Genomic DNA, 21,187 nt, shown 5'->3' with positions numbered 1-21,187 from the left:
AAGACCTCACTGGAAATAGTCGAACTCGCGCTCGTCGCGAACCCGGCGCCGCACCCGGAAGATGTGGGCCGGCACGCTGTGCGGATCGAGCCGGACGAAGTGGCGATCTCCCTGCCACACGAAGCGCTGGTTGCTCAGCAGGTCGTGCATCTGGAACGGATGCCCGGCCTCGCAATCGATGGACGCGGGATCGAGCGCGAGCCAGCCGGACTGCACGTTGTGCGGGTCGAGGTTCACCACCGTCACCACCACGTTGACGCCGTCGTCCGAGCGCTTGGCGTAGGCCAGCAGCTGGTCGTTGTCGATCGCGAGGAAGCGCAGGCCGCGGTCGGCATGGAGCGCGGGGTTGTCGCGCCGGATGCCGTTGACGCGGGCGATGAAGGGCGCGAGGCTTCCCGGATCGTCGTGATTCCAGGCGCGCAGCTGGTACTTCTCGGAATGCAGGTACTCCTCGCTGCCCGGCTCGCGCGGCAGGTGCTCGCGCAGTTCGAAGGCGGGGCCGTAGATGCCGTAGTTGGCGGCCAGCGTCGCGGCGAGAACCAGGCGCGCCATGAAGACCGCGGGCTCGCCGCCCTGCAGGCGCTCGTGCAGGATGTCGGGCGTGTTGGGCCAGACGTTGGGGCGGAAATATTCGCTGCCCGGTCCCGCCGAGAGTTCGGTGAAGTACTCGGTCAGTTCCTGCTTGTCGTTGCGCCAGGTGAAGTAGGTGTAGGACTGCGTGAAGCCCAGCTTGGCCAACCGGTGCATCACCTTGGGCCGCGTGAAGGCTTCGGCCAGGAAGATGACCTCGGGATGCTGGCGCTTGATTTCGCCGATCGCCCATTCCCAGAACGGGAACGCCTTGGTGTGCGGGTTGTCGACCCGGAAGATCTTCACGCCCTCGGCGATCCAGTGGTCGAAGACGCTCTTGAGCTCGGCCCACAGCGCGGGCCAGTCCTCGCTCTCGAAGTTGAAGGGGTAGATGTCCTGGTATTTCTTCGGCGGGTTCTCGGCGTACTGCACGCTGCCGTCCGGCCGCCAGCGAAACCAACTGGGATGCGCCTTCACGTACGGATGGTCCGGCGCGCACTGGAAGGCGATGTCGAGTGCGATCTCGAGGCCGTGGCCGGCCGCCTGCGCGATCAGATGCCGGAAGTCCTCGGCCGTGCCGAGTTCGGGCAGGATGGACTTGTGGCCGCCTTCGGCCGCGCCGATGGCCCACGGGCTGCCGACGTCGTCCGCCTTGGCGACCAGCGCATTGTTCTTGCCCTTGCGCTGCACGCGGCCGATCGGATGGATCGGCGGGAAGTACAGCACGTCGAAGCCCATGGCCGCGATCGCGGGCAGGCGCGCTGCCACGTCCTTGAAGCTGCCGTGGCGTCCGGCCTCGGTCGCCGTCGAGCGCGGGAACAGCTCGTACCAGCTACTGAAGCGGGCGCGATCGCGATCGGCCACCAGCGGCAGCTCCAACGGATACTGCGCCGCGAGGCGGCGGTCCGGGTAGCGGGCTGCGAGCGCGGCCAGGGCTTCGTCCAGCGCCAGCGCCTTGAGCACCGTCGCATCGGCCGCGTCGGCGACGGCGGCGCTGTGCAGTTCCATGCCCCAGCGGGCCAGCGTCTTGCGCTCCACGCCATTGGCGCGTTCGGCGGCCGCCGCGATCTCGAGCGCGCCGATCTGCGATGCGATGCGGATGTCGTCGAGCTCGACGCGGCGCGCCATGTCGTGGCGCCAGGACTCGAAGGCATCGACCCAGGCCGCGACGGTGTAGCGGTAGCGGCCGATCGCGGGCGGCATGAACTCGGCCTCCCAGACGTCGTTGCCCAGCGGCTTCATCGGCAGCTCGGCCCCGTGGGCGTCGTCCTCGCTGCGCCAGCGCAGCATGACCCGCAGCATGTCGTGCCCGTCGGCGAAGCAGTGGGCCTGCACGCGCAGCGCTTCCCCGGCCACGCGCTTCACGGGAAAGCGCCCGCCGTCCACGATGGGCAGGACGGCGTCGATGACGGCGCGTACGCGGCCGTCCGCGCCGTCCGGATGGGTGGGGGGGCGGACCGGGGTATTTTTCTCAGCCATGGGGGGTGTGCTCGAGGAACAGGGTCGAAAGCGGCGGCAAGGTGAGGCACACGGAGTGCATGCGGCCATGGGCGCGCACCGGCGCCGACTCGATGCCGCCGAGGTTGCCCCAGCCCGCGCCGCCGAACTCGCCGGCGTCGCTGTTGACGAGCTCGCGCCAGAAGCCGGGTGCCGGCACGCCGAGCAGGTAGTTGGTGCGCGGCACCGGCGTCATGTTGCTGACGACCAGGAGCGGCGCGCCGCCGTCGCGCGCCTTGCGCAGGAAGGCGAACACGCTGCGGTCCGCGTCGTCGGCCGCGACCCATTCGAAGCCGGTGGCGGAGAAGTCGAGCTGGTGCAGCGCGGGCGTGGCGCGGTAGACGCGGTTGAGTTCCTTCACGAAACGCTGCAGGCCTGCATGGCCCTCGAGCGCGGCGACCCACCATTCGAGCTCGTCGTCATGGTTCCATTCGCGCCGCTGGCCGAACTCGCCGCCCATGAACAGCAGCTTCTTGCCCGGATGCCCCCACATGAAGCCGAGTAGCGCGCGCAGGTTGGCGAACTGCTGCCATGCATCGCCCGGCATCTTGTTGAGCAGCGAGCCCTTGCCATGCACCACCTCATCGTGCGACAGCGGCAGCACGAAGTTCTCGTTGAAGGCATACACCAGCGAGAAGGTGAGCTTGTGGTGGTGGTACTTGCGATGGACCGCGTCTTCCTTCATGTAGGCCAGGCTGTCGTGCATCCAGCCCATGTTCCATTTCATGCCGAAGCCCAGGCCGTCCATGTCGGTCGGGCGCGAGACGCGCGGCCAGGCGGTCGATTCCTCGGCGATGGTGAGCGTGTCGGGATGCTCGCGGTACACGGCCCGGTTCAGGGTCCGCAGGAACTCGACGGCTTCCAGGTTCTCGCGGCCGCCGTAGCGGTTGGGAATCCAGCCGCCGTGCTGACGCGCGTAGTCGAGGTAGAGCATCGAAGCGACCGCGTCGACGCGCAGGCCGTCCAGGTGGTATTTGTCGAGCCAGAACAGGGCCGACGAAATGAGGAAGCTGCGAACCTCGTTGCGGCCGTAGTTGAAGATGCTCGAGTTCCATTCAGGATGGAAGCCCTGTCGCGGATCGGCATGCTCGTAGAGATGGGTGCCGTCGAAGTAGCCGAGGCCGTGCTCGTCGGTCGGGAAGTGCGAGGGCACCCAGTCCAGCAGCACACCGACGCCGCGTTGGTGCAGGTGGTCGACGAAATACATGAAATCCTGCGGCGTGCCGAAGCGCGCGGTGGGCGCGAAGTAGCCTGTGGTCTGGTAGCCCCAGGAGCCGTAGAACGGATGCTCGGTCACCGGCATGAGCTCGACGTGCGTGAAGCCCATCTCGGTCACATAGTCGCCCAGCTCGTGCGCGAGTTCGCGGTAGCCGAAGAAGTGACCCTCCTTGCGCCGCCAGGAGCCGAGGTGCAACTCGTAGACGGACATCGGCGCATCCAGCGCATTCTTCGGTGCACGCGCGGACATCCATTCGCGGTCGCTCCACACGTAGTCGAGTGTCCAGATGCGGGAGGCCGTGGCCGGCGGCAGCTCGGCGCAGAAGGCGAAGGGGTCGGCCTTGTCGACCTGCCAGCCGCCATGGCGTGACCGGATGCGGTACTTGTATGCCTGCCCTGGCGCGGCATCGGGGGCGTGGCCCTGCCAGATGCCGAGCTCGCCGCGCGACTCGAGCAGGTCGACTTCGGCCGACCAGCCGTTCCAGTCCCCGATCACGCTCACGGATTCGGCGTTCGGCGCCCAGACCGCAAAGTCCGCGCCTCCCGTCGCCCGGAGGTGGCAGCCGAGGCGCTCGTAGAGCCGCGAGTGGGTGCCTTCCGCGAACAGGTAGCCGTCTTGTGGACCGATGAATTGGTTTTGCTTCTGGGTATGCACAGCCCGCCATTGAAGTGCTGGCCTGGCCGTGCGCAAGCGCGGCGCATGCGCTTCAGGATGTCGGACAGCAACTCGTTCGTCGGTCCCTGTAAGTCTTTTCGGGAACAGGAGCGGGTGCTGCTCCTACGCGGGCTGGTGGCGGTCTTCGCGAAGTTCGGGAAAACTCTGCAGGAGACGCGCGATGCCCGTCAGCTCTTCCGATCTCAAGCTTCCCGGCCATCACTTCGTGATCGAGAACTCGCAGGGAAAGGTGACGGTTCGCGTGAACAACGAAGCCTTGATCGCGCTCGGCGCAACGCCCGACGAAGAGAGCCTGTCGGCCACCCTCGAACGCCACATGCCGCGGCTGCGCGCCCTTGCGATGCAACTGGCGGGGGGCAGCCGATGCAGCGAAATCACCATTCGCAGCGCAGACATCTGGTGGTCTTCCTGGCGACGCTAGCGCAACGAAGAAGAGCCCGGCTTACATTGCCGCGTAGGCGCCGGCGAACTCCTCGGCGAAGTCCTCGAAGCGCGTGGCCGTGGTGTTGGCGGCGTTTCGCCCCGCGCTCGGGCCGACCCGGCCTTCATTGAAGGCGCGCGTCATCTCGATGTACAGCCCGGCAAAGCTCGGCGACAGACCGGCATCGACCATGGCGCCGGTCATGTCGGCCTCGCAGAGCTGCACATAGGCGAGCCCCCGCTTGCCGATGCGCTCGCCGAGGATGCGTGCCACCTCGGTGTGGCTCAGATCGCGCTGGCCGAGCAGCTCGCGCACGGCGACGCCGCTCCAGTCGCGCGCCAGCAGCGCCTGGGCCGCGACCGCGGCGATGTCATCGGCTGCGATCATGGGCACGGCGATGTCCGCCTCGACGGTGTCCGCCATCAGGCCCGCTTCCTTGATCTGCCCCAGCGCGTCGTAAAAATTCTCGAAGAAGGAGACCGGGCGCAGCAGCAGCAGGTGGACGCCGGCGATCCGCTTCAGCCGCTCTTCCTGCACATGCAGGCCGGCGATCACGCCCGTGCCTTCGCCCTGGTCCGCGCCCAGGCTGCTGAGCGCGACGACATGGCGCACGCCGCTCGCGCGCAGGGCTTCGGCGATGGCCTCGCCTTCCTGGTCCTGCCGGGCCCGGTAGTCGGGCGCGCGGCGATCGGTGGCCAGCAACGTGTAGACGGCATCGGCACCGCGAAAGGCCTGCGCGAGAAAAGTCGGGTCGCAGGTGTCGCCCGCCAGCACTTCGGCGCCGGCGCGTTCGAGCGCGGCCAGCTTGGCCGGGTTGCGGCCGAGGGCGCGCACCTTGGCGCCGGCGGCCAGCAGACGCCTGGCAATCTTGCCGCCGGTGTGGCCGGTGGCGCCCATGACGGTGATGGTGGGGATGGTGGGGACGGTGTTGCTCATGTCCGTTGCTCCTTGGGTTGGGGTTGACATGGCGTCTACTATCGTCGGCGAGAACAGGCTTATCAATGCTTGAAGATCGCTTGTTCGTGCTCATTCGTCCAGGCGAACTGGACGATCGCATCCAGGCTTCGCATACTGCCCGCATGAAGCTCAAAGACGTCCTGGTGCCCGTGGATCCGCTCGGCGAGGCGCTGCACTTCCTGCGGATGGGCGGCATCTTCTATTGCCGCTCCGAGTTCACCGCGCCCTGGGGCTTGACGCTGCCGCCGATGGCGGACAGCCTGATGTTCCATGCCGTGACCTCCGGCCCCTGCTGGCTCGAGGTCGAGGGCAGCGAGCCGCAATTGCTGCAGCCGGGCGATTTCGCGCTGGTGCCGCATGGTGCGGGTCATCGGCTGGTGAGCGAACCGGGCGCCGAGGCGCCCGGGCTTTTCGATCTTCCGCGCGAGCAGCAGAGCGACCGCTACGAGGTGCTGCGGCACGGCGGCGGCGGCGCGGCCACCAGCCTGGTCTGCGGCGCGGTGCGCTTCGATCACCCGGCCGCGCACCGGCTGGCCAAGCTGCTGCCCAGCGTGATCCGCATCGATGCTTCGGCGTCGCCCGAGGCCGACTGGCTCGGCAGCACGCTGCGCTTCATGGCCGCCGAAGCGCATGCCATGCAGCCGGGCGGCGAAACCATCATCACGCGGCTGGCCGACATCCTCGTGATCCAGGCGATCCGCTCGTGGATGGCGCGCGATCCCGCGGCCCGCACGGGATGGCTGGGCGCGCTGCAGGACCGGCAGATCGGCCGCGCCATCTCGCTCATCCACCGCGATCCCGCGCGGCCGTGGACGGTGGCCTCGCTGGCGGCCGAGGTCGCGATGTCGCGCTCGGCCTTCGCGGCACGCTTCACGGCGCTGGTCGGCGAGCCGGCGATGCATTACGTGGCGCGCTGGCGCATGCATGTCGCGCTGACCCTGCTGCAGGAGAAGAACGCGCGGCCGGTCGAACTTGCGAGCCAGCTCGGCTACCAGTCCGAGGCGGCCTTCAGCCGTTCCTTCAAGCGCTTCATCGGCGTGTCGCCGGGCGCGGCGCGGCGCCAGCGCGACATCGTGCTGCCCGACTTCTGACTTCTGATCAGCCGGCGAACAGCGGCGCCGGCAGGCCGGGGCTGTCGATGCGCACCGCGAACAGTGCGCCGGCCTCGGGCTCGGCTTCGCGCTGCGCGGGTGTCAGGCCGCTGGTCGCGCTCGTGATGTAGAGCGTGCACAGGTCCGCATCGCCGAAAGCGCAGTTGGTGATGTGGCTGGTGGGCAGCTTCACGCGGCAGAGTTCTTCGGCGCTGACCGGGTCGTGGCAGCTCACGCAGGCGCCGCCCCAGTGCGCGATCCAGAGCCGGCCGGCGGCGTCGGTGGTCATGCCGTCGGGCAGGCCGTCGCCGCGCGCGAAACGCAGCCACTGGCGCTTGTTGGCGAGCGTTCCGGCGGCCATGTCGAAGTCGTAGGCGTAGATGCGGCCGGTGACGGTGTCGTTGAAGTACATCGTCCCTCCGCCCTGCGACCAGGTCGGGCCGTTGGTCACGGCGAAGCCCCTGTCGTGGCGGCTGCAGCGGCCGTCGGGGTCGAAGCGGTAGAGCGCACCGGTCGGCGCCTCGCAGGCGAAGTCCATGGTGCCGCCCCAGAAGCGGCCTTCTGCATCGCATTTGCCATCGTTGAAACGGTTGGCGGGCAGTTCCGGCTCGGGCTGGTGCAGGTATTTGGGCGGCACCTCGCTCGCCGCCGGATCGAAGAGCGCGAAGCCGCGGCGCAGCGTGACGATCAGGCCCGGCGTGTTGGCCCGCTCGGCCAGCGCCGAGATCTCCTCGTCGAAATCCCAACTCTTGCGCTCGCCGCCGGCGGGGTCGAAGCGATGCAGCCGGCGCTCGAGGATGTCGACCCAGTAGAGCGCCTGTTCGCGCACCGACCACAGCGTGCCTTCGCCGAGTGTGGCGCCGGCCGGCCAGACGCAGCGGGGGGCTTCGAGGACCGTGGGCGGGGATGTCTTGTTCAAGCTTGTCTCCTGCGGTGTCCCTTGACGCGGCGGATCGTATCAAGGCATATTGATATTAGAAATCAATTATTTTCGTATTGATTGATACGTAAATTGCAATCTCATATTTTGGAGACACCTGATGAATCCCGCCCCCGCACTTTCCACCTATCCGAGCCTGAAGGGAAGGCCGGTTTTCATCACCGGAGGCGGCAGCGGCATTGGCGCCGCAATGGTGAGCGCCTTCGTCGAACAAGGCGCGCGCGTGGCTTTCGTCGACGTCGCCGAGGGCGCGAGCCAGGCGCTCGCGCGGCAACTGGCGGAGGCGGGCCATGCCGCCCCGTGGTGGCGCGTGTGCGACGTGCGCGACGTGGCGGCGCTGCAGTCGTGCATCGCCGAGGCCGCGGCGGCGCTGGGCGATTTCGCGGTGCTGGTCAACAACGTCGCGAGCGACGATCGCCATACGCTGGAATCTGTGACGCCGGCCTACTACGAGGAGCGCATGGCGATCAACGAGCGGCCCGCCTTCTTCGCCATCCAGTCGGTGGTGCCGGGCATGCGGCGCCTGGGCTTCGGCTCGATCGTCAATCTCGGCTCGACCGGCTGGCAGGGCAAGGGCGGCGCCTACCCCTGCTATGCGATCGCGAAGTCGTCGGTCAACGGCCTCACGCGCGGGCTCGCCAGGCCGCTGGGCGAGGACCGCATCCGCATCAACACGGTGTCGCCGGGTTGGGTGATGACCGAGCGCCAGATCAAGCTCTGGCTCGACGCCGAGGGCGAACGCGAGATCAAGCGCAACCAGTGCCTGCCCGACAAGCTGCAGCCGCAGGACATCGCGCGCATGGTGCTGTTCCTTGCCTCGGACGATGCGGCGATGTGCACGGCGCAGGAGTTCAAGGTGGACGCGGGCTGGGTGTAGGGGTCGTTTAAGTTGCCGCGCTCGCCCCCCGGATGGCGCTCGGCATGCGGTGCGGGCCGGGCTCGTGGGTGTTCGATGGTTGCGTGCGCGTCGAAGGCCCGGTGCCCCCACCCCCGCCCTCCCCCAGTGGGGGAGGGAGCAGTACCGCCCGCCTCGGCCCCCCCGGACTAGTCCGCCTCCAGCCGCCGCCCGTACACCGCCAGGCATTGCGCCTTCAACGCCTTCATCATCACCTTGGCCGCCGGAGAGGGCAGCCGGTCGGTGCGCGTGATGAGGCCGAAGGCGTCCATGTGGCAGGGCATGTCGACCGGCAGCACGGCCCCGATGCCGTGCGCGGCGTAGTAGCGGGCCACGTCGGTCGCGAGCACGGCCACCATGTCGCTCTGCTGCAGCATGCGCGTGATGAAGAGCAGTGCCGCGGTCTCGATCACGTTGAGCGGCGGCGCGAGGCCTTCCTCCTGGAACATCAGGTCGAAGCGGTGGCGCAGCACGCTGCCCGCGGGCGGCACGATCCAGCCGGCGGACACCAGGTCGCGCAGGCCGAGGCCGGTCATGCCGAGCAGCGGATGCCCGGGGCGCACGAGCGCGCACACCGGCTCCTCGACCAGCGCCTCGTAGCGCAGGTTCGACTTGTCGTGCTCCGCGAAAAGGCGCGCGACCAGGATGTCGAGCTTGCCCTGCTCGAGCCGTTCGAACAGCACCGGGCTGGTCTCGATATCGAGCGAGATGCGCAGGTTCGGCTGCTCGCGCTTCACGGCCGCCATCGCCGGCGGCAGTAGAACCAGGCCGGGCGAGGTGACCGCGCCGATGCCGACCTGGCCGAAGCTGCCGGCCTTGAGCGCGACGAGCTCGTCGTGCGCCTGGTTGAGGCTCGCCAGCGCTTCGCGCGCGTGGCGGATCATGGTCTCGCCGTACCAGGTCGGCCGCATGCCGCGCGGCAGGCGCTCGAACAGCGAGACCTCCAGCACGTCCTCCAGATCCTTGAGCAGCTTCGAGGCCGCGGGCTGCGTCATGTTGAGCACCTGGGCCGCGCGATGGATGTTGCCTTCCTCGGCCAGGGCCACGAGCAGCAGCAGCTGGCGGGTCTTGAGGCGCGCACGGATGAACCAGTGCGTGTAGTTGGTCATGGGGTTTTCCTGAATGCTCTTTCTGATATCGATTCAATCCAAATATTGATTGGAAAGATATTGGTGTGATTCCTAAACTCGCCGCACCTTGAAGCGCAGCCACCTCCAACAGAACGCCAGGCAGTACATCAACGGCCGCTGGGAGACCGGCGTGACCAGCGGCCTGAGCGAAAACCCGTCCGACACGCGCGAGGTGGTCGCCGAGTACGCCCGCGCCGACCGCAGCCAGACCGAATCGGCGATCCGGGCGGCGGTCGATGCCTTCCCGCACTGGAGCCGGACCACGCCGCAGCGCCGCGCCGACGTGCTCGACCAGATCGGCAGCGAGCTGCTGGCGCGCCGCGAAGAGCTCGGCGTGCTGCTGGCGCGCGAGGAAGGCAAGACCCTGGCCGAGGCCATCGCCGAAGCGACGCGCGCGGGCCAGATCTTCAAGTTCTTCGCCGGCGAGGCGCTGCGCGCCGGGGGCGAAACGATGTCCTCGATGCGGCCCGGCGTGCAGGTCGACGTCACGCGCGAGCCCGTGGGGGTGGTCGGCCTGATCGCGCCCTGGAACTTTCCGCTCGCGATTCCCGCCTGGAAGATTGCGCCCGCACTCGCCTACGGCAACAGCGTGGTGTTCAAGCCGGCCGAACTGGTGCCGGCCTGCGGCTGGGCCTTGAGCGAGATCATCAGCCGCGCGGCGCTGCCGGCCGGTACCTTCAACCTCGTGATGGGCAGCGGCCGCGAGGTCGGCCAGACGATCGTCGACAGCCCCCTGGTCGATGCGATCAGCTTCACCGGCTCGGTCGAGACCGGCGAGCGCATCCTGCGGGCCGCATCGGCGCGCCATGCCAAGGTGCAGCTCGAGATGGGCGGCAAGAATCCGCTCGTGGTGCTGGCCGACGCCGACCTCGAGCTTGCCGTCGACTGCGCGGTGCAGGGCGCCTATTTCTCGACCGGGCAGCGTTGCACCGCGTCGAGCCGGCTGATCGTCGAAGCGCCGGTGCACGATGCCTTCGTCGCGCGCCTGCGCCGCCGCATGGCCGCGCTCCAGGTCGGGCATGCGCTGGAGCGCGGCATCGACATCGGTCCGGTGGTCGACCGCCGCCAGCTCGGGCAGAACATGGCCTCGATCGCGGCCGCGATCGAGGAGGGCGCCGAGCACGTGTGGGGCGGCGAGCTGCTGGAGCGGCCGACCGCCGGCCACTACATGAGCCCGGCGCTCTTCTTGGCCCGGCCCCATCAGCGCGTGGCGCGCGAGGAGATCTTCGGGCCGGTCGCCTGCGTGCTGCGCGCCGACGACTACGAGCATGCGCTGGTGCTGGCCAACGACACGCCCTTCGGCCTGTGTGCCGGCATCTGCACCGGCTCGCTGCAGCGCGCCATGCATTTCAAGCGCCATGCCAAGGTGGGCATGACCATGGTCAACCTGCCGACCGCCGGCGTCGACTACCACGTGCCCTTCGGCGGCCGCAAGGCCTCGAGCTACGGGCCGCGGGAGCAGGGGCGCTACGCGGCCGAGTTCTACACCACGGTCAAGACGGGGTACGTGATGGCCTGACGCACGCACCCCGGGGCCTCAAGTTTTTTCACCACGACAACCACAGGAGACAGACCATGAAACTGAACCGTCGCACGCTCACCACCCTTGCTCTCGCAGCCGCCTCGCTGGCTTCGCTGCTGCCGGGCACGGCGCTGGCGCAGAAGAAGATCGTTCTCGGCTTCGCCCAGGTCGGCGCCGAAAGCGAGTGGCGCACCGCCAACACCGAGTCGATCAAGTCGGCCGCCAAGGAGTCCGGCATCGAGCTCAAGTTCTCCGACGGGCAGCAGAAGCAGGAGAACCAGATCAAGGCGATCCGCTCCTACATCGCGCAGAAGGTCGACGTCATCGCGTTCTCGCCGGTGGTCGAGTCGGGCTGGGAGACGGTGCTGCGCGAAGCCAAGGCCGCCAAGATCCCGGTGGTGCTGACCGACCGCTCCGTCAACACCAAGGACGACTCGCTCTACGTCACCTTCATGGGCTCCGACTTCGTCGAGGAAGGCCGCAAGGCCGGGCGCTGGCTGGTCGAGAAGATGAAGGACCAGAAGGGCGAGGTCAACATCGTCGAGTTGCAGGGCACCGTGGGCTCGGCGCCGGCGATCGACCGCAAGAAGGGTTTCGAGGAAATCATCAAGGCCGACCCGAAGTTCAAGATCATCCGCTCGCAGACCGGCGACTTCACGCGCGCCAAGGGCAAGGAAGTGATGGAAGCCTTCCTCAAGGCCGAGGGCAAGAAGATCAACGTGCTCTATGCGCACAACGACGACATGGCGATCGGCGCGATCCAGGCCATCGAGGAAGCGGGCCTGAAGCCGGCCAAGGACATCACGATCATCTCGATCGACGCGGTCAAGGGCGCCTTCGAGGCCATGATGGCCGGCAAGCTCAACGTGTCGGTCGAATGCAGCCCGCTCCTGGGTCCGCAACTGATGACGGCCGTGAAGGACATCAAGGCCGGCAAGACGATTCCGAAGCGCATCGTGACCGAGGAGGGGATCTTCCCGATGGAAGTAGCCAAGACCGAATTCCCCAAGCGCAAATACTGAGCGCACAACGAAGGAGATATCCCAATGAAACGCATTTTTCTCAAGACCCTGCTCGCCGGCGCCGCCATGGGCCTGATCGGCATCACTTCGCTCGCCCAGGCCCAGGACAAGGGTCCGATCGCGATCTCGATGCCGACCAAGTCGTCGGCGCGCTGGATCGCCGACGGCGCCAACATGGTCAAGTACTTCAAGGAGAAGGGCTACAAGACCGATCTCCAGTACGCCGACGACGACATCCCGAACCAGCTCGCGCAGATCGAGAACATGGTGACCAAGGGCTCCAAGGTGCTGGTGATCGCCGCGATCGACGGCAGCACCTTGTCGGACGTGTTGCAGAAGGCGGCCGACAAGGGCGTCAAGGTGATTGCCTACGACCGGCTGATCAAGGGCTCGAAGAACGTCGACTACTACGCGACCTTCGACAACTTCCAGGTCGGCGTGCTGCAGGCGGGCTACATCGAGCAGGCGCTCAAGCTGAAGGAAGGCAAGGGCCCGTACAACATCGAGCTCTTCGGCGGCTCGCCGGACGACAACAACGCCTTCTTCTTCTACAACGGCGCGATGTCGGTGCTGAAGCCCTACATCGACAGCGGCAAGCTGGTGGTGCGCAGCAAGCAGCTGGGCATGGACAAGGTCTCCACGCTGCGCTGGGACGGCGCGGTGGCGCAGGCGCGCATGGACAACCTGCTGTCGGCCTACTACACCAAGGACCGGGTCGATGCGGTGCTGTCGCCCTACGACGGCCTGTCGATCGGCATCATCTCCTCGCTCAAGGGCGTGGGCTACGGCTCGGCCCAGCAGCCGATGCCGGTGGTGACGGGGCAGGATGCCGAAGTGCCCTCGGTCAAGTCGATCCTACGCAAGGAGCAGACGGCGACCGTGTTCAAGGACACGCGAGAGCTGGCCAAGGTGACGGTGAACATGGTGGACGCGATGCTCGCGGGCAAAACGCCGGAAGTGAACGACACCAAGACCTACAACAACGGCGTCAAAGTCGTGCCCTCCTACCTGCTCAAGCCGATCAGCGTCGACGCATCGAACTGGAAGCAGGCACTGGTCGACAGCGGCTACTACAAGGAAAGCCAGATCAAGTAGTCGCGATGGTGGGGCGGAGGTTCGAAGGAGACAGGGTGAACGATGTGATTCTGGAGATGCGCGGCATCACCAAGACCTTTCCGGGGGTGAACGCGCTGGACAACGTCAACCTCGCGGTGCGCGCGGGCGAGATCCACGCGGTGGTGGGCGAGAACGGCGCGGGCAAGTCGACGCTGATGAAGGTGCTCAGCGGGGTCTATCCCTGCGACTCCTACACCGGCGAGATCCGCTTCGAGGGCGAGCTGCGCCGCTTCCGGGACATTGCCGACAGCGAGAAGCTCGGCATCATCATCATCCACCAGGAGCTCGCGCTGGTGCCGCTGTTGTCGATCGCCGAGAACATCTTTCTCGGCAATGAGACGGCGCGCGGCGGCGTGATCGACTGGTTCGCCGCCTATGCCCAGACGCGCGAGCTGCTGGCCAAGGTCGGCTTGAAGGAGCCGCCGACGGCCCTGATCACCGACCTCGGCGTCGGCAAGCAGCAGCTGGTCGAGATCGCGAAGGCGCTCTCGAAGGAGGTCAAGCTGCTGATCCTCGACGAGCCGACGGCGAGCCTGAACGAGAGCGACAGCGATGCGCTGCTCGCGCTCTTGCTCGGGCTCAAGAAGCAGGGCATCTCCTCGATCCTGATCTCGCACAAGCTCAACGAGATCGCCAAGGTGGCCGATTCGATCACCGTGCTGCGCGACGGCGCCACTGTCGAGACCATGGACTGCCGCGCCGCACCGATCAGCGAGGACCGGATCATCCGCGGCATGGTGGGGCGCGACATGGCGCACCGCTATCCCGAGCGCTCGCCGCAGATCGGCGAGACCGTGTTCGAGGTGCGCGACTGGCGCGTGCACCACGCGCTGCATGCCGAGCGCGAGCAGATCAAGGGCGTGAACCTGCATGTGCGGCGCGGCGAGATCGTCGGCATCGCCGGGCTCATGGGCGCCGGCCGCACCGAGTTCGCGATGAGCGTGTTCGGGCGCGCCTACGGCCAGCACATCAGCGGCTCGGTCTTCATGCACGGCAAGGAAGTGGACGTTTCCACCATCGGCCGCGCGATCGACCACGGCATCGCCTACGTCACCGAGGACCGCAAGGGCGCGGGCCTGGTGCTGGAAGAAGACATCCGCAAGAACCTGAGCCTGGCCAACCTGGCGGCCGTTTCGGAGCGCGGCGTGATCGACGACGGGCGCGAATTCAAGGTGGCGAACGAGTACCGCCGCGCGCTCGGCATCCGCTGCGCCGGCGTCGGCCAGCAGGTGCTCAACCTGTCGGGCGGCAACCAGCAGAAGGTGGTGCTCGCCAAGTGGCTGTTCGCGAAGCCCGAACTGCTGATCCTCGACGAGCCCACGCGCGGCATCGACGTCGGCGCCAAGTACGAGATCTACACCATCATCGACCAGCTCGCGAGCCAGGGCAAAGGCATTCTCATGATTTCTTCCGAACTGCCCGAACTGCTGGGCATGTGCGACCGCATCTATGTGATGAACGAAGGGCGATTCGTCGCCGAGTTTCCTGCCGCCGAAGCGTCGCAGGAAAAGATCATGCGGGCCATCGTGGCCTCGGGGAGCAGCGTCCATGCCGCCTGAAGTCGATACCGTCACGCCGGCGCAGCCGGTCGCGCCGCTCGCCGAGTACGCGGGCTTCCTCAAGAACAACCTGCGCGAATACGGCATGCTGATCTCGCTGGTCGCGATCATGGTGCTGTTCCAGGTGCTGACCGACGGCACGCTGATGCGGCCGCTGAACCTCACCAACCTGCTGCTGCAGAACAGCTACATCGTGATCATGGCGCTCGGCATGCTGCTGGTGATCGTGGCCGGCCACATCGATCTGTCGGTCGGCTCGGTGTGCGGCTTCATCGGCGCGCTGGCCGCGGTGCTGATGGTGGAGTACGAGTGGCATTTCGTGCCCACCTTCATCGTCTGCCTGCTCGCCGGCGGGCTGATCGGCGCCTCGCAGGGCTGGTTCGTGGCCTTCTTCCGCATCCCGTCCTTCATCGTCACGCTGGCCGGCATGCTGGTCTTCAAGGGGCTGACACTGGCGCTGCTCGCGGGGCAGTCCGTCGGCCCCTTTCCCGAGGCCTTCCAGAAACTGAGCTCGGGCTTCGTGCCCGACCTGGCGGGCGGCGGCAGCCTGCACCTGAGCTCGCTCGTGCTCGGCGCGCTGGCCGCCGCGGCGCTGGTGTTCTTCAAGCTGCGCGGCCGCGCCAAGCTGGCGCAGCACGGCATGGAGCAGGAGCCCTACGCCTTCTTCCTGGTCAAGAACCTGTTCTTCGCCGCCGTCGTCCTGCTGCTGAGCTACCTGCTGGCGACCTACAAGGGCCTGCCGAATGTGCTGATCGTGATGGCCGTGCTGATCGTGGCCTACGACTTCGTGACCAGCCGCACCACGGTCGGCCGCCGCATCTACGCGCTGGGCGGCAACGAAAAGGCGGCGCGGCTGTCGGGCATCAAGACGCAGCGGCTCGCCTTCCTGACCTTCGTCAACATGGGCGTGCTGGCGGCGCTGGCCGGGCTGGTGTTCGCGGCGCGGCTCAACACGGCCACGCCGAAGGCGGGGCTCGGCTTCGAGCTCGACGTGATCGCGGCCTGCTTCATCGGCGGCGCTTCGGCCTCGGGCGGCGTCGGCAAGGTGATGGGTGCGGTCATCGGCGCCTTCGTCATGGGCGTGATGAACAACGGCATGTCGATCCTCGGCATCGGCATCGACTACCAGCAGGTGATCAAGGGCCTGGTGCTGCTGGCCGCGGTGTTCGTGGACGTCTACAACAAGAACAAATGAACCCCGCCGCATCGTCCGAGATGCCGGTGCTCGAGCTCACCGGCATCGACAAGCAGTTCAACGGCGTGCCGGCGCTGCGCGGCGTGGCGCTCCGGCTCCGGCCGGGCGAGATCCATGCGCTGATGGGGCAGAACGGCGCGGGCAAGTCGACGCTCATCAAGGTGCTGACCGGCGTGCATGCCGCCGACGCCGGCGAGATGCGGCTCGCGGGGGAGCCGATCCGGCCGGGCTCGCCGCTCGAGGCACAGCGCATGGGCATCAGCACGGTCTACCAGGAAGTCAATCTCTGCCCCAACCTGTCGGTGGCCGAGAACATGTTCTCGGGGCGCTATCCGCGCTGCGGCGCGGCGCAGGGCTTTCGCATCGACTGGGCGAAGGTGAACCGCGATGCGCGCGCGCTGCTGGCGCGGCTGGATGTGGACATCGACGTCTCGCAGCTGCTGTCGAGCTACTCGGTGGCGGTGCAGCAGATGGTGGCGATCGCGCGCGCGCTCGGCCTCTCGTCCCGCGTGCTGATCCTCGACGAGCCGACCTCGAGCCTCGACGACGAGGAAGTGAAGAGCCTGTTCGCGGTGCTGCGACGGCTGCGCAGCGAGGGCCTGGCCATCCTGTTCATCACGCATTTCCTGAACCAGGTCTATGCGGTGTCGGACCGCATCACCGTGCTGCGCAACGGCAGCTGGGTGGGCGAGTGGCGCGCGAGCGAGCTCGGTCCGCAGGCGCTCATTTCCGCCATGGTGGGGCGCGAGTTCGCGGCGCAGGCCACCGGCCCTGTGCAGCTGCCCGCGCTCGAGGAGTTCGCGCCTGCGGTGCTGCAGGCCGAGGGCCTGGGCCAGCGCGGGCAGCTGCAGCCGGTCGACCTCAGCGTGCGCGCGGGCGAGGTGGTGGGGCTGGCCGGCCTGCTGGGCGCCGGCCGCACCGAGCTGGCGCGGCTGCTGTTCGGCCTGGCGAAGCCGGATTGCGGCCGCCTGCGCGTGGATGGCGTCGCCGTCGACCTGGCGAGTCCGGCGGATGCGGTGAAGCACGGGCTCGCGCTGTGCCCCGAGGAGCGCAAGACCGACGGCATCGTGGCCGAGCTCTCGCTGCGCGAGAACATCGCGCTGGCCTTGCAGGCGAGCCTGGGGCTGCGCCGCACGCTTTCGCGCGCCGAGCAGACGGCGCTGGCGGAGCGCTTCGTCAAGGCGCTGGGCATCAAGACCGCGAGCATCGACACGCCGATCGGCCTGCTGTCGGGCGGCAACCAGCAGAAGGCGGTGCTCGCGCGCTGGCTGGCGACCCGGCCGCGCCTCTTGATCCTCGACGAGCCGACGCGCGGCATCGACGTCGCGGCCAAGCAGGAAATCATGGACGAGATCCTGCGGCTCGCGGGCGAGGGGATGGCGGTGCTGTTCATCTCCTCCGAGATGAACGAGGTGGTGCGCGTGTCGCATCGCATCGCGGTGCTGCGCGAGCGGCGCAAGGTGGGCGAGCTGCCCGCGGGCAGCAGCGAGGACGCGGTCTACGAACTGATCGCGGCGGAATCATGAGCGCGTCGTTTCCCGAATCCTTGAGGTGGGTGTTCGGTCACCGCCTCGCATGGCCGGTGGTCACGCTGCTTCTGCTGCTGGCCGTCAACGCGGCCTTCAATCCGAGCTTCCTGCACCTGGAATGGCGCGACAGCCATCTCTACGGCAGCCTGATCGACATCCTCAACCGCGCGGCGCCGCTGGTGCTGGTGTCGCTCGGCATGACGCTGGTGATCGCGACGCGCGGCATCGACATCTCGGTCGGCGCGGTCGTGGCGATCGCAGCGGCGCTGGCGGCCTGGCTGATCGGCGGATCGCTGGTGGTCGCGAACGGCGCCGCCGCGGAGGTCAGCCGCTTCCCGATGTGGCTGGCCATTCTCGTGGCGCTCGGCGCGGCCGCGGCGTGCGGGCTGTGGAACGGCCTCCTGGTGGCGCGCGTCGGCATGCAGCCGATCATCGCGACGCTGATCCTCATGGTGGCGGGGCGCGGCATCGCGCAGCTGATCACGGGCGGCCAGATCATCACGATCTACTACGCCCCCTTCTTCTTCATCGGCAGCGGCTACCTGTTCGGGCTGCCTTTCTCGGTGTACATCGCGGCGCTGGTGCTGGCGGTGGTCTATTTCGGCATCACGCGCAGCGCGCTGGGCCTCTTCATCCAGGCGGTGGGCATCAACCCGAGCGCGGCGCGCGTGGCCGGCGTGCGCGCCCGCCGCATCATCGTCAGCGCCTACGTGTTCTGCGGCTTCTGCGCGGGTGTCGCGGGGCTCCTGATCAGCTCCAACGTCAAGAGCGCCGACGGCAACAACGCGGGCCAGCTGCTGGAGCTCGACGCGATCCTGGCGGTCACGCTCGGCGGCACCGCGCTCACGGGCGGCCGCTTCAGCCTGGTCGGCAGCGTGATCGGCGCGCTGATCATCCAGACCCTGACCTATGCCATCTATTCGCTGGGCGTGCCGCCGGAGATCAACCTGGTGGTGAAGGCGGTGGTGGTGTTCGCGGTCATGCTGCTGCAGTCGGCGGAATTCCGCGCCAGCATGCGGCAACTGGTGCGGCGCGCGCCGAGCGGCGAGGTTGCGCGATGAGCGCCGTCGTCTCGCGCCCGCCCGAAGCCGCTGCGCCGGCGCCCAGGCCTGTGGGCACGCGCCTGAACCCCAAGTACCTGCCGCTGGCCGCGACCATCTCGCTCTTCATGCTGATGGCGACGCTGGGCTCGGTGTTCTACGACGGCTTCTTCTCGCCGCAGGTGTTCCTGAACCTGCTGATCGACAACGCCTTCCTGTGCATCGTCGCCGTCGGCATGACCTTCGTGATCCTGTCGGGCGGCATCGACCTGTCGGTGGGATCGGTGATCGCGCTGACCACCATGGTCTCGGCCTCGCTGGTCGAGAAGCATGGATGGAGCCCGGGCGTCGTGATCCCGCTGGTGCTCGTCATGGGCACGCTGTTCGGCGCGCTCATGGGCCTGCTGATCGAGCGTTTCCGCCTCCAGCCTTTCATCGTGACGCTGGCCGGCATGTTCCTCGCACGCGGCCTCTGCTACCTGATCAGCATCGACTCGATCAGCATCACCAACGCGTTCTACTCCGAGGTGTCGCAGTGGCGCATGCCGGTCTGGGGCGAGGCCTCGATCTCGGCGAGCGCCCTGATCGCGCTGGCGGTGGTGGCGCTCGCAGTCTTCGTCGCGCACTACACGCCCTTCGGCCGCACGGTCTATGCGATCGGCGGCAACGAGCAGTCGGCCCTGCTCATGGGGCTGCCGGTGCACTCCACGGTGATCGGCGTCTATACGCTGTCGGGCTTCTGTTCGGCGCTGGCCGGCGTGGTGTTCACCTTCTACATGCTGTCGGGCTACGGCCTGCACGCGGTCGGGCTCGAGCTGGATGCCATCGCGGCGGTGGTGATCGGCGGCACGCTGCTCACCGGCGGCGTCGGCTACGTCGTCGGCACGCTGTTCGGCGTGCTGATGCTGGGCATCATCCAGACCCTCATCTCCTTCGACGGCACGCTGAGCTCCTGGTGGACGCGCATCGTGGTCGGCGCGCTCCTGTTCGTCTTCTGTCTCCTGCAACGCCTGTTCGCCGCGCGCAGGCCCTAGTCCCGAAAGCCCCCGCATGCCCCAGACCCCCAAGAAACTGCGCTCGACCGAATGGTTCGGTTCGGCCGACAAGAACGGCTTCATGTACCGAAGCTGGATGAAGAACCAGGGCATCCCGGACCACGAGTTCGACGGCCGGCCGATCATCGGCATCTGCAACACCTGGTCGGAGCTGACGCCCTGCAACGCGCACTTCCGCAAGATCGCCGAGCACGTGAAACGCGGCGTGTCGGAGGCGGGCGGCTTTCCGGTCGAGTTCCCGGTGTTCTCCAACGGCGAGTCGAACCTGCGCCCGACCGCGATGCTCACGCGCAACCTCGCGAGCATGGACGTGGAGGAGGCGATCCGCGGCAACCCGATCGATGCGGTGGTGCTGCTCACCGGCTGCGACAAGACCACGCCCGCGCTGCTGATGGGCGCGGCGAGCTGCGACATCCCGGCGATCGTGGTCACGGGCGGGCCGATGCTCAACGGCAAGCTGGAAGGCCGCGACATTGGATCCGGCACGGCCGTATGGCGGCTGCACGAGGCGATGAAGGCCGGCGAGATCGACGTGCACCAGTTCCTGTCGGCCGAGGCCGGCATGTCGCGCTCCGCCGGCACCTGCAACACCATGGGCACGGCGTCCACGATGGCCTGTATGGCCGAAGCGCTCGGCACTTCGCTGCCGCACAACGCCGCCATCCCCGCGGTCGACGCGCGCCGCTATGTGCTGGCGCAGATGTCGGGCATGCGGGCGGTCGAGATGGCACGCGAAGGCCTGACGCTGTCGAAGATCCTCACGCGCGAGGCCTTCGAGAACGCGATCCGCACCAACGCGGCGATCGGCGGCTCGACCAATGCCGTGATCCATCTGAAAGCCATCGCAGGGCGGATGGGCGTGCCGCTCGAACTCGAGGACTGGACGCGCATCGGCCGCGGCACGCCGACGCTGGTCGACCTGATGCCCTCTGGCCGTTTCCTGATGGAGGAGTTCTACTACGCGGGCGGCCTGCCGGCCGTGCTGCGCCGGCTCGGCGAGAACGGCCTGCTGCCGCATCCCGATGCGCTCACGGTCAACGGCAAGTCGCTGTGGGAGAACGTGCGCGATGCGCCCGGCTACGACGACGAGGTGATCCGCCCGCTCGATCGGCCGCTGGTCGAAGACGGCGGCATCTGCATCCTGCGCGGCAACCTGTCGCCGCGCGGCGCGGTGCTGAAGCCTTCGGCCGCCTCGCCGGAACTGCTCAAGCACCGCGGCCGCGCCGTGGTGTTCGAGAACCTGGAGCACTACAAGGAACGCATCGTCGACGAGGCGCTGGAGGTGGACGCGAGCTCCGTGCTGGTGATGAAGAACTGCGGCCCCAAGGGCTATCCCGGCATGGCCGAGGTCGGCAACATGGGCCTGCCGCCCAAGTTGCTGCGCCAGGGCATCAAGGACATGGTGCGCATTTCCGACGCGCGCATGAGCGGCACCGCCTACGGCACCGTGGTGCTGCACGTGGCGCCGGAAGCCGCCGACGGCGGCCCGCTGGCAGCCGTGCGCGACGGCGACTGGATCGAGCTCGACTGCGAGCAGGGCCGCCTGCACCTGGACATCAGCGATGCCGAGCTGGCCGAGCGCCTGCGTGCCGTCGCCGTGCAGGAAGCGCCCGAGAAGGGCGGCGGCTACCGGCGCCTTTACGTCGAGCACGTGCTGCAGGCGGACGAGGGCTGCGACTTCGACTTCCTCGTCGGCTGCCGCGGCGCCGCGGTGCCGCGCCATTCGCATTGATCCATTGAAATCTGGAGCCCGC

The 21,187-nt window shown here is 67.8% G+C and carries 17 protein-coding genes; 12 read left to right on the top strand and 5 right to left on the bottom strand.

Translation table 11 applies throughout. From position 1 onward, the window contains the following. Positions 1-6: 6 nt before the first annotated feature. Positions 7-2,049: an alpha-1,4-glucan--maltose-1-phosphate maltosyltransferase gene (locus tag ACSQ89_RS23970; protein WP_436293487.1), complete on the bottom strand. Its 2,043-nt coding sequence runs from the start codon at positions 2,047-2,049 to the stop codon at positions 7-9. Next, positions 2,042-3,940 carry a 1,4-alpha-glucan branching protein GlgB gene (gene glgB / locus ACSQ89_RS23965; protein WP_436293488.1) on the bottom strand — a complete coding sequence of 633 codons (1,899 nt, stop codon included), beginning with the start codon at positions 3,938-3,940 and terminating at the stop codon, positions 2,042-2,044. Before glgB ends, ACSQ89_RS23970 begins: the two co-directional genes overlap by 8 nt. Before the next feature lie 181 nt (positions 3,941-4,121). Between glgB and ACSQ89_RS23960 the strand changes: the two genes are divergently transcribed. Further along, on the top strand, positions 4,122-4,382 hold the full coding sequence (locus ACSQ89_RS23960; protein WP_093109694.1) for a hypothetical protein: 261 nt from the start codon (positions 4,122-4,124) through the stop codon (positions 4,380-4,382). Positions 4,383-4,403: 21 nt separating this feature from the next. Here ACSQ89_RS23960 and ACSQ89_RS23955 read toward each other — a convergent pair whose 3' ends face one another. After that, positions 4,404-5,318 (bottom strand): NmrA family NAD(P)-binding protein, encoded by a 915-nt coding sequence (locus ACSQ89_RS23955; RefSeq protein WP_436293489.1) that lies wholly within the window; start codon positions 5,316-5,318, stop codon positions 4,404-4,406. Positions 5,319-5,461: 143 nt separating this feature from the next. Between ACSQ89_RS23955 and ACSQ89_RS23950 the strand changes: the two genes are divergently transcribed. Beyond that, positions 5,462-6,430 (top strand): AraC family transcriptional regulator, encoded by a 969-nt coding sequence (locus ACSQ89_RS23950; protein WP_436293490.1) that lies wholly within the window; start codon positions 5,462-5,464, stop codon positions 6,428-6,430. A 7-nt stretch (positions 6,431-6,437) separates the two neighbouring features. On the opposite strand, the gene ACSQ89_RS23945 is transcribed toward ACSQ89_RS23950, so the two are convergent. Then, positions 6,438-7,349 (bottom strand): SMP-30/gluconolactonase/LRE family protein, encoded by a 912-nt coding sequence (locus tag ACSQ89_RS23945; protein WP_436293491.1) that lies wholly within the window; start codon positions 7,347-7,349, stop codon positions 6,438-6,440. Positions 7,350-7,470: 121 nt separating this feature from the next. On the opposite strand from ACSQ89_RS23945, the gene ACSQ89_RS23940 reads away from it, so the two are divergent. Next, positions 7,471-8,247 (top strand): SDR family NAD(P)-dependent oxidoreductase, encoded by a 777-nt coding sequence (locus ACSQ89_RS23940; RefSeq protein ID WP_436293492.1) that lies wholly within the window; start codon positions 7,471-7,473, stop codon positions 8,245-8,247. 167 nt (positions 8,248-8,414) lie between these two features. Here the strand turns inward: ACSQ89_RS23940 and ACSQ89_RS23935 are convergent, their stop codons facing one another. After that, positions 8,415-9,374 carry a LysR family transcriptional regulator gene (locus ACSQ89_RS23935; protein ID WP_093109690.1) on the bottom strand — a complete coding sequence of 320 codons (960 nt, stop codon included), beginning with the start codon at positions 9,372-9,374 and terminating at the stop codon, positions 8,415-8,417. An 88-nt stretch (positions 9,375-9,462) separates the two neighbouring features. Here ACSQ89_RS23935 and ACSQ89_RS23930 point away from each other — a divergent pair, with 88 nt between their 5' ends. From ACSQ89_RS23930 to ACSQ89_RS23890, 9 genes are read left to right on the top strand one after another with little or no spacing between them, the layout of a single operon-like run. Further along, positions 9,463-10,914, top strand: a complete 1,452-nt coding sequence (locus tag ACSQ89_RS23930) for an aldehyde dehydrogenase family protein (RefSeq protein ID WP_436293493.1) — start codon at positions 9,463-9,465, stop codon at positions 10,912-10,914. Positions 10,915-10,970: 56 nt separating this feature from the next. After that, entirely contained in the window at positions 10,971-11,939 is a 969-nt protein-coding gene (locus ACSQ89_RS23925; RefSeq protein WP_436293494.1) for an ABC transporter substrate-binding protein, read from the top strand. A 24-nt stretch (positions 11,940-11,963) separates the two neighbouring features. Further along, positions 11,964-13,034 (top strand): multiple monosaccharide ABC transporter substrate-binding protein, encoded by a 1,071-nt coding sequence (gene chvE, locus ACSQ89_RS23920; protein ID WP_093109687.1) that lies wholly within the window; start codon positions 11,964-11,966, stop codon positions 13,032-13,034. A 56-nt stretch (positions 13,035-13,090) separates the two neighbouring features. Beyond that, positions 13,091-14,614: a multiple monosaccharide ABC transporter ATP-binding protein gene (mmsA, locus tag ACSQ89_RS23915; RefSeq protein ID WP_436293581.1), complete on the top strand. Its 1,524-nt coding sequence runs from the start codon at positions 13,091-13,093 to the stop codon at positions 14,612-14,614. Then, positions 14,604-15,809 (top strand): multiple monosaccharide ABC transporter permease, encoded by a 1,206-nt coding sequence (gene mmsB, locus ACSQ89_RS23910; protein ID WP_436296541.1) that lies wholly within the window; start codon positions 14,604-14,606, stop codon positions 15,807-15,809. The genes mmsA and mmsB overlap by 11 nt, the downstream gene beginning before the upstream one ends. Beyond that, entirely contained in the window at positions 15,806-17,335 is a 1,530-nt protein-coding gene (locus ACSQ89_RS23905) for a sugar ABC transporter ATP-binding protein (protein WP_436293496.1), read from the top strand. Before mmsB ends, ACSQ89_RS23905 begins: the two co-directional genes overlap by 4 nt. Then, positions 17,332-18,399, top strand: a complete 1,068-nt coding sequence (locus ACSQ89_RS23900) for an ABC transporter permease (RefSeq protein ID WP_436293497.1) — start codon at positions 17,332-17,334, stop codon at positions 18,397-18,399. The genes ACSQ89_RS23905 and ACSQ89_RS23900 overlap by 4 nt, the downstream gene beginning before the upstream one ends. Beyond that, positions 18,396-19,412: a galactofuranose ABC transporter, permease protein YjfF gene (gene yjfF, locus ACSQ89_RS23895; RefSeq protein ID WP_436293498.1), complete on the top strand. Its 1,017-nt coding sequence runs from the start codon at positions 18,396-18,398 to the stop codon at positions 19,410-19,412. Before ACSQ89_RS23900 ends, yjfF begins: the two co-directional genes overlap by 4 nt. Positions 19,413-19,428: 16 nt before the next feature. Further along, positions 19,429-21,165, top strand: a complete 1,737-nt coding sequence (locus ACSQ89_RS23890; RefSeq protein WP_436293499.1) for an IlvD/Edd family dehydratase — start codon at positions 19,429-19,431, stop codon at positions 21,163-21,165. Positions 21,166-21,187 lie beyond the last annotated feature (22 nt).

This window comes from Variovorax sp. LjRoot175 (assembly GCF_964253805.1).
In the GTDB taxonomy this organism is placed as follows: Bacteria; Pseudomonadota; Gammaproteobacteria; order Burkholderiales; family Burkholderiaceae_C; genus Variovorax.
Note: the sequence above shows the minus strand (reverse complement) of the source record. Positions and strands in the feature narration are given on the sequence as shown.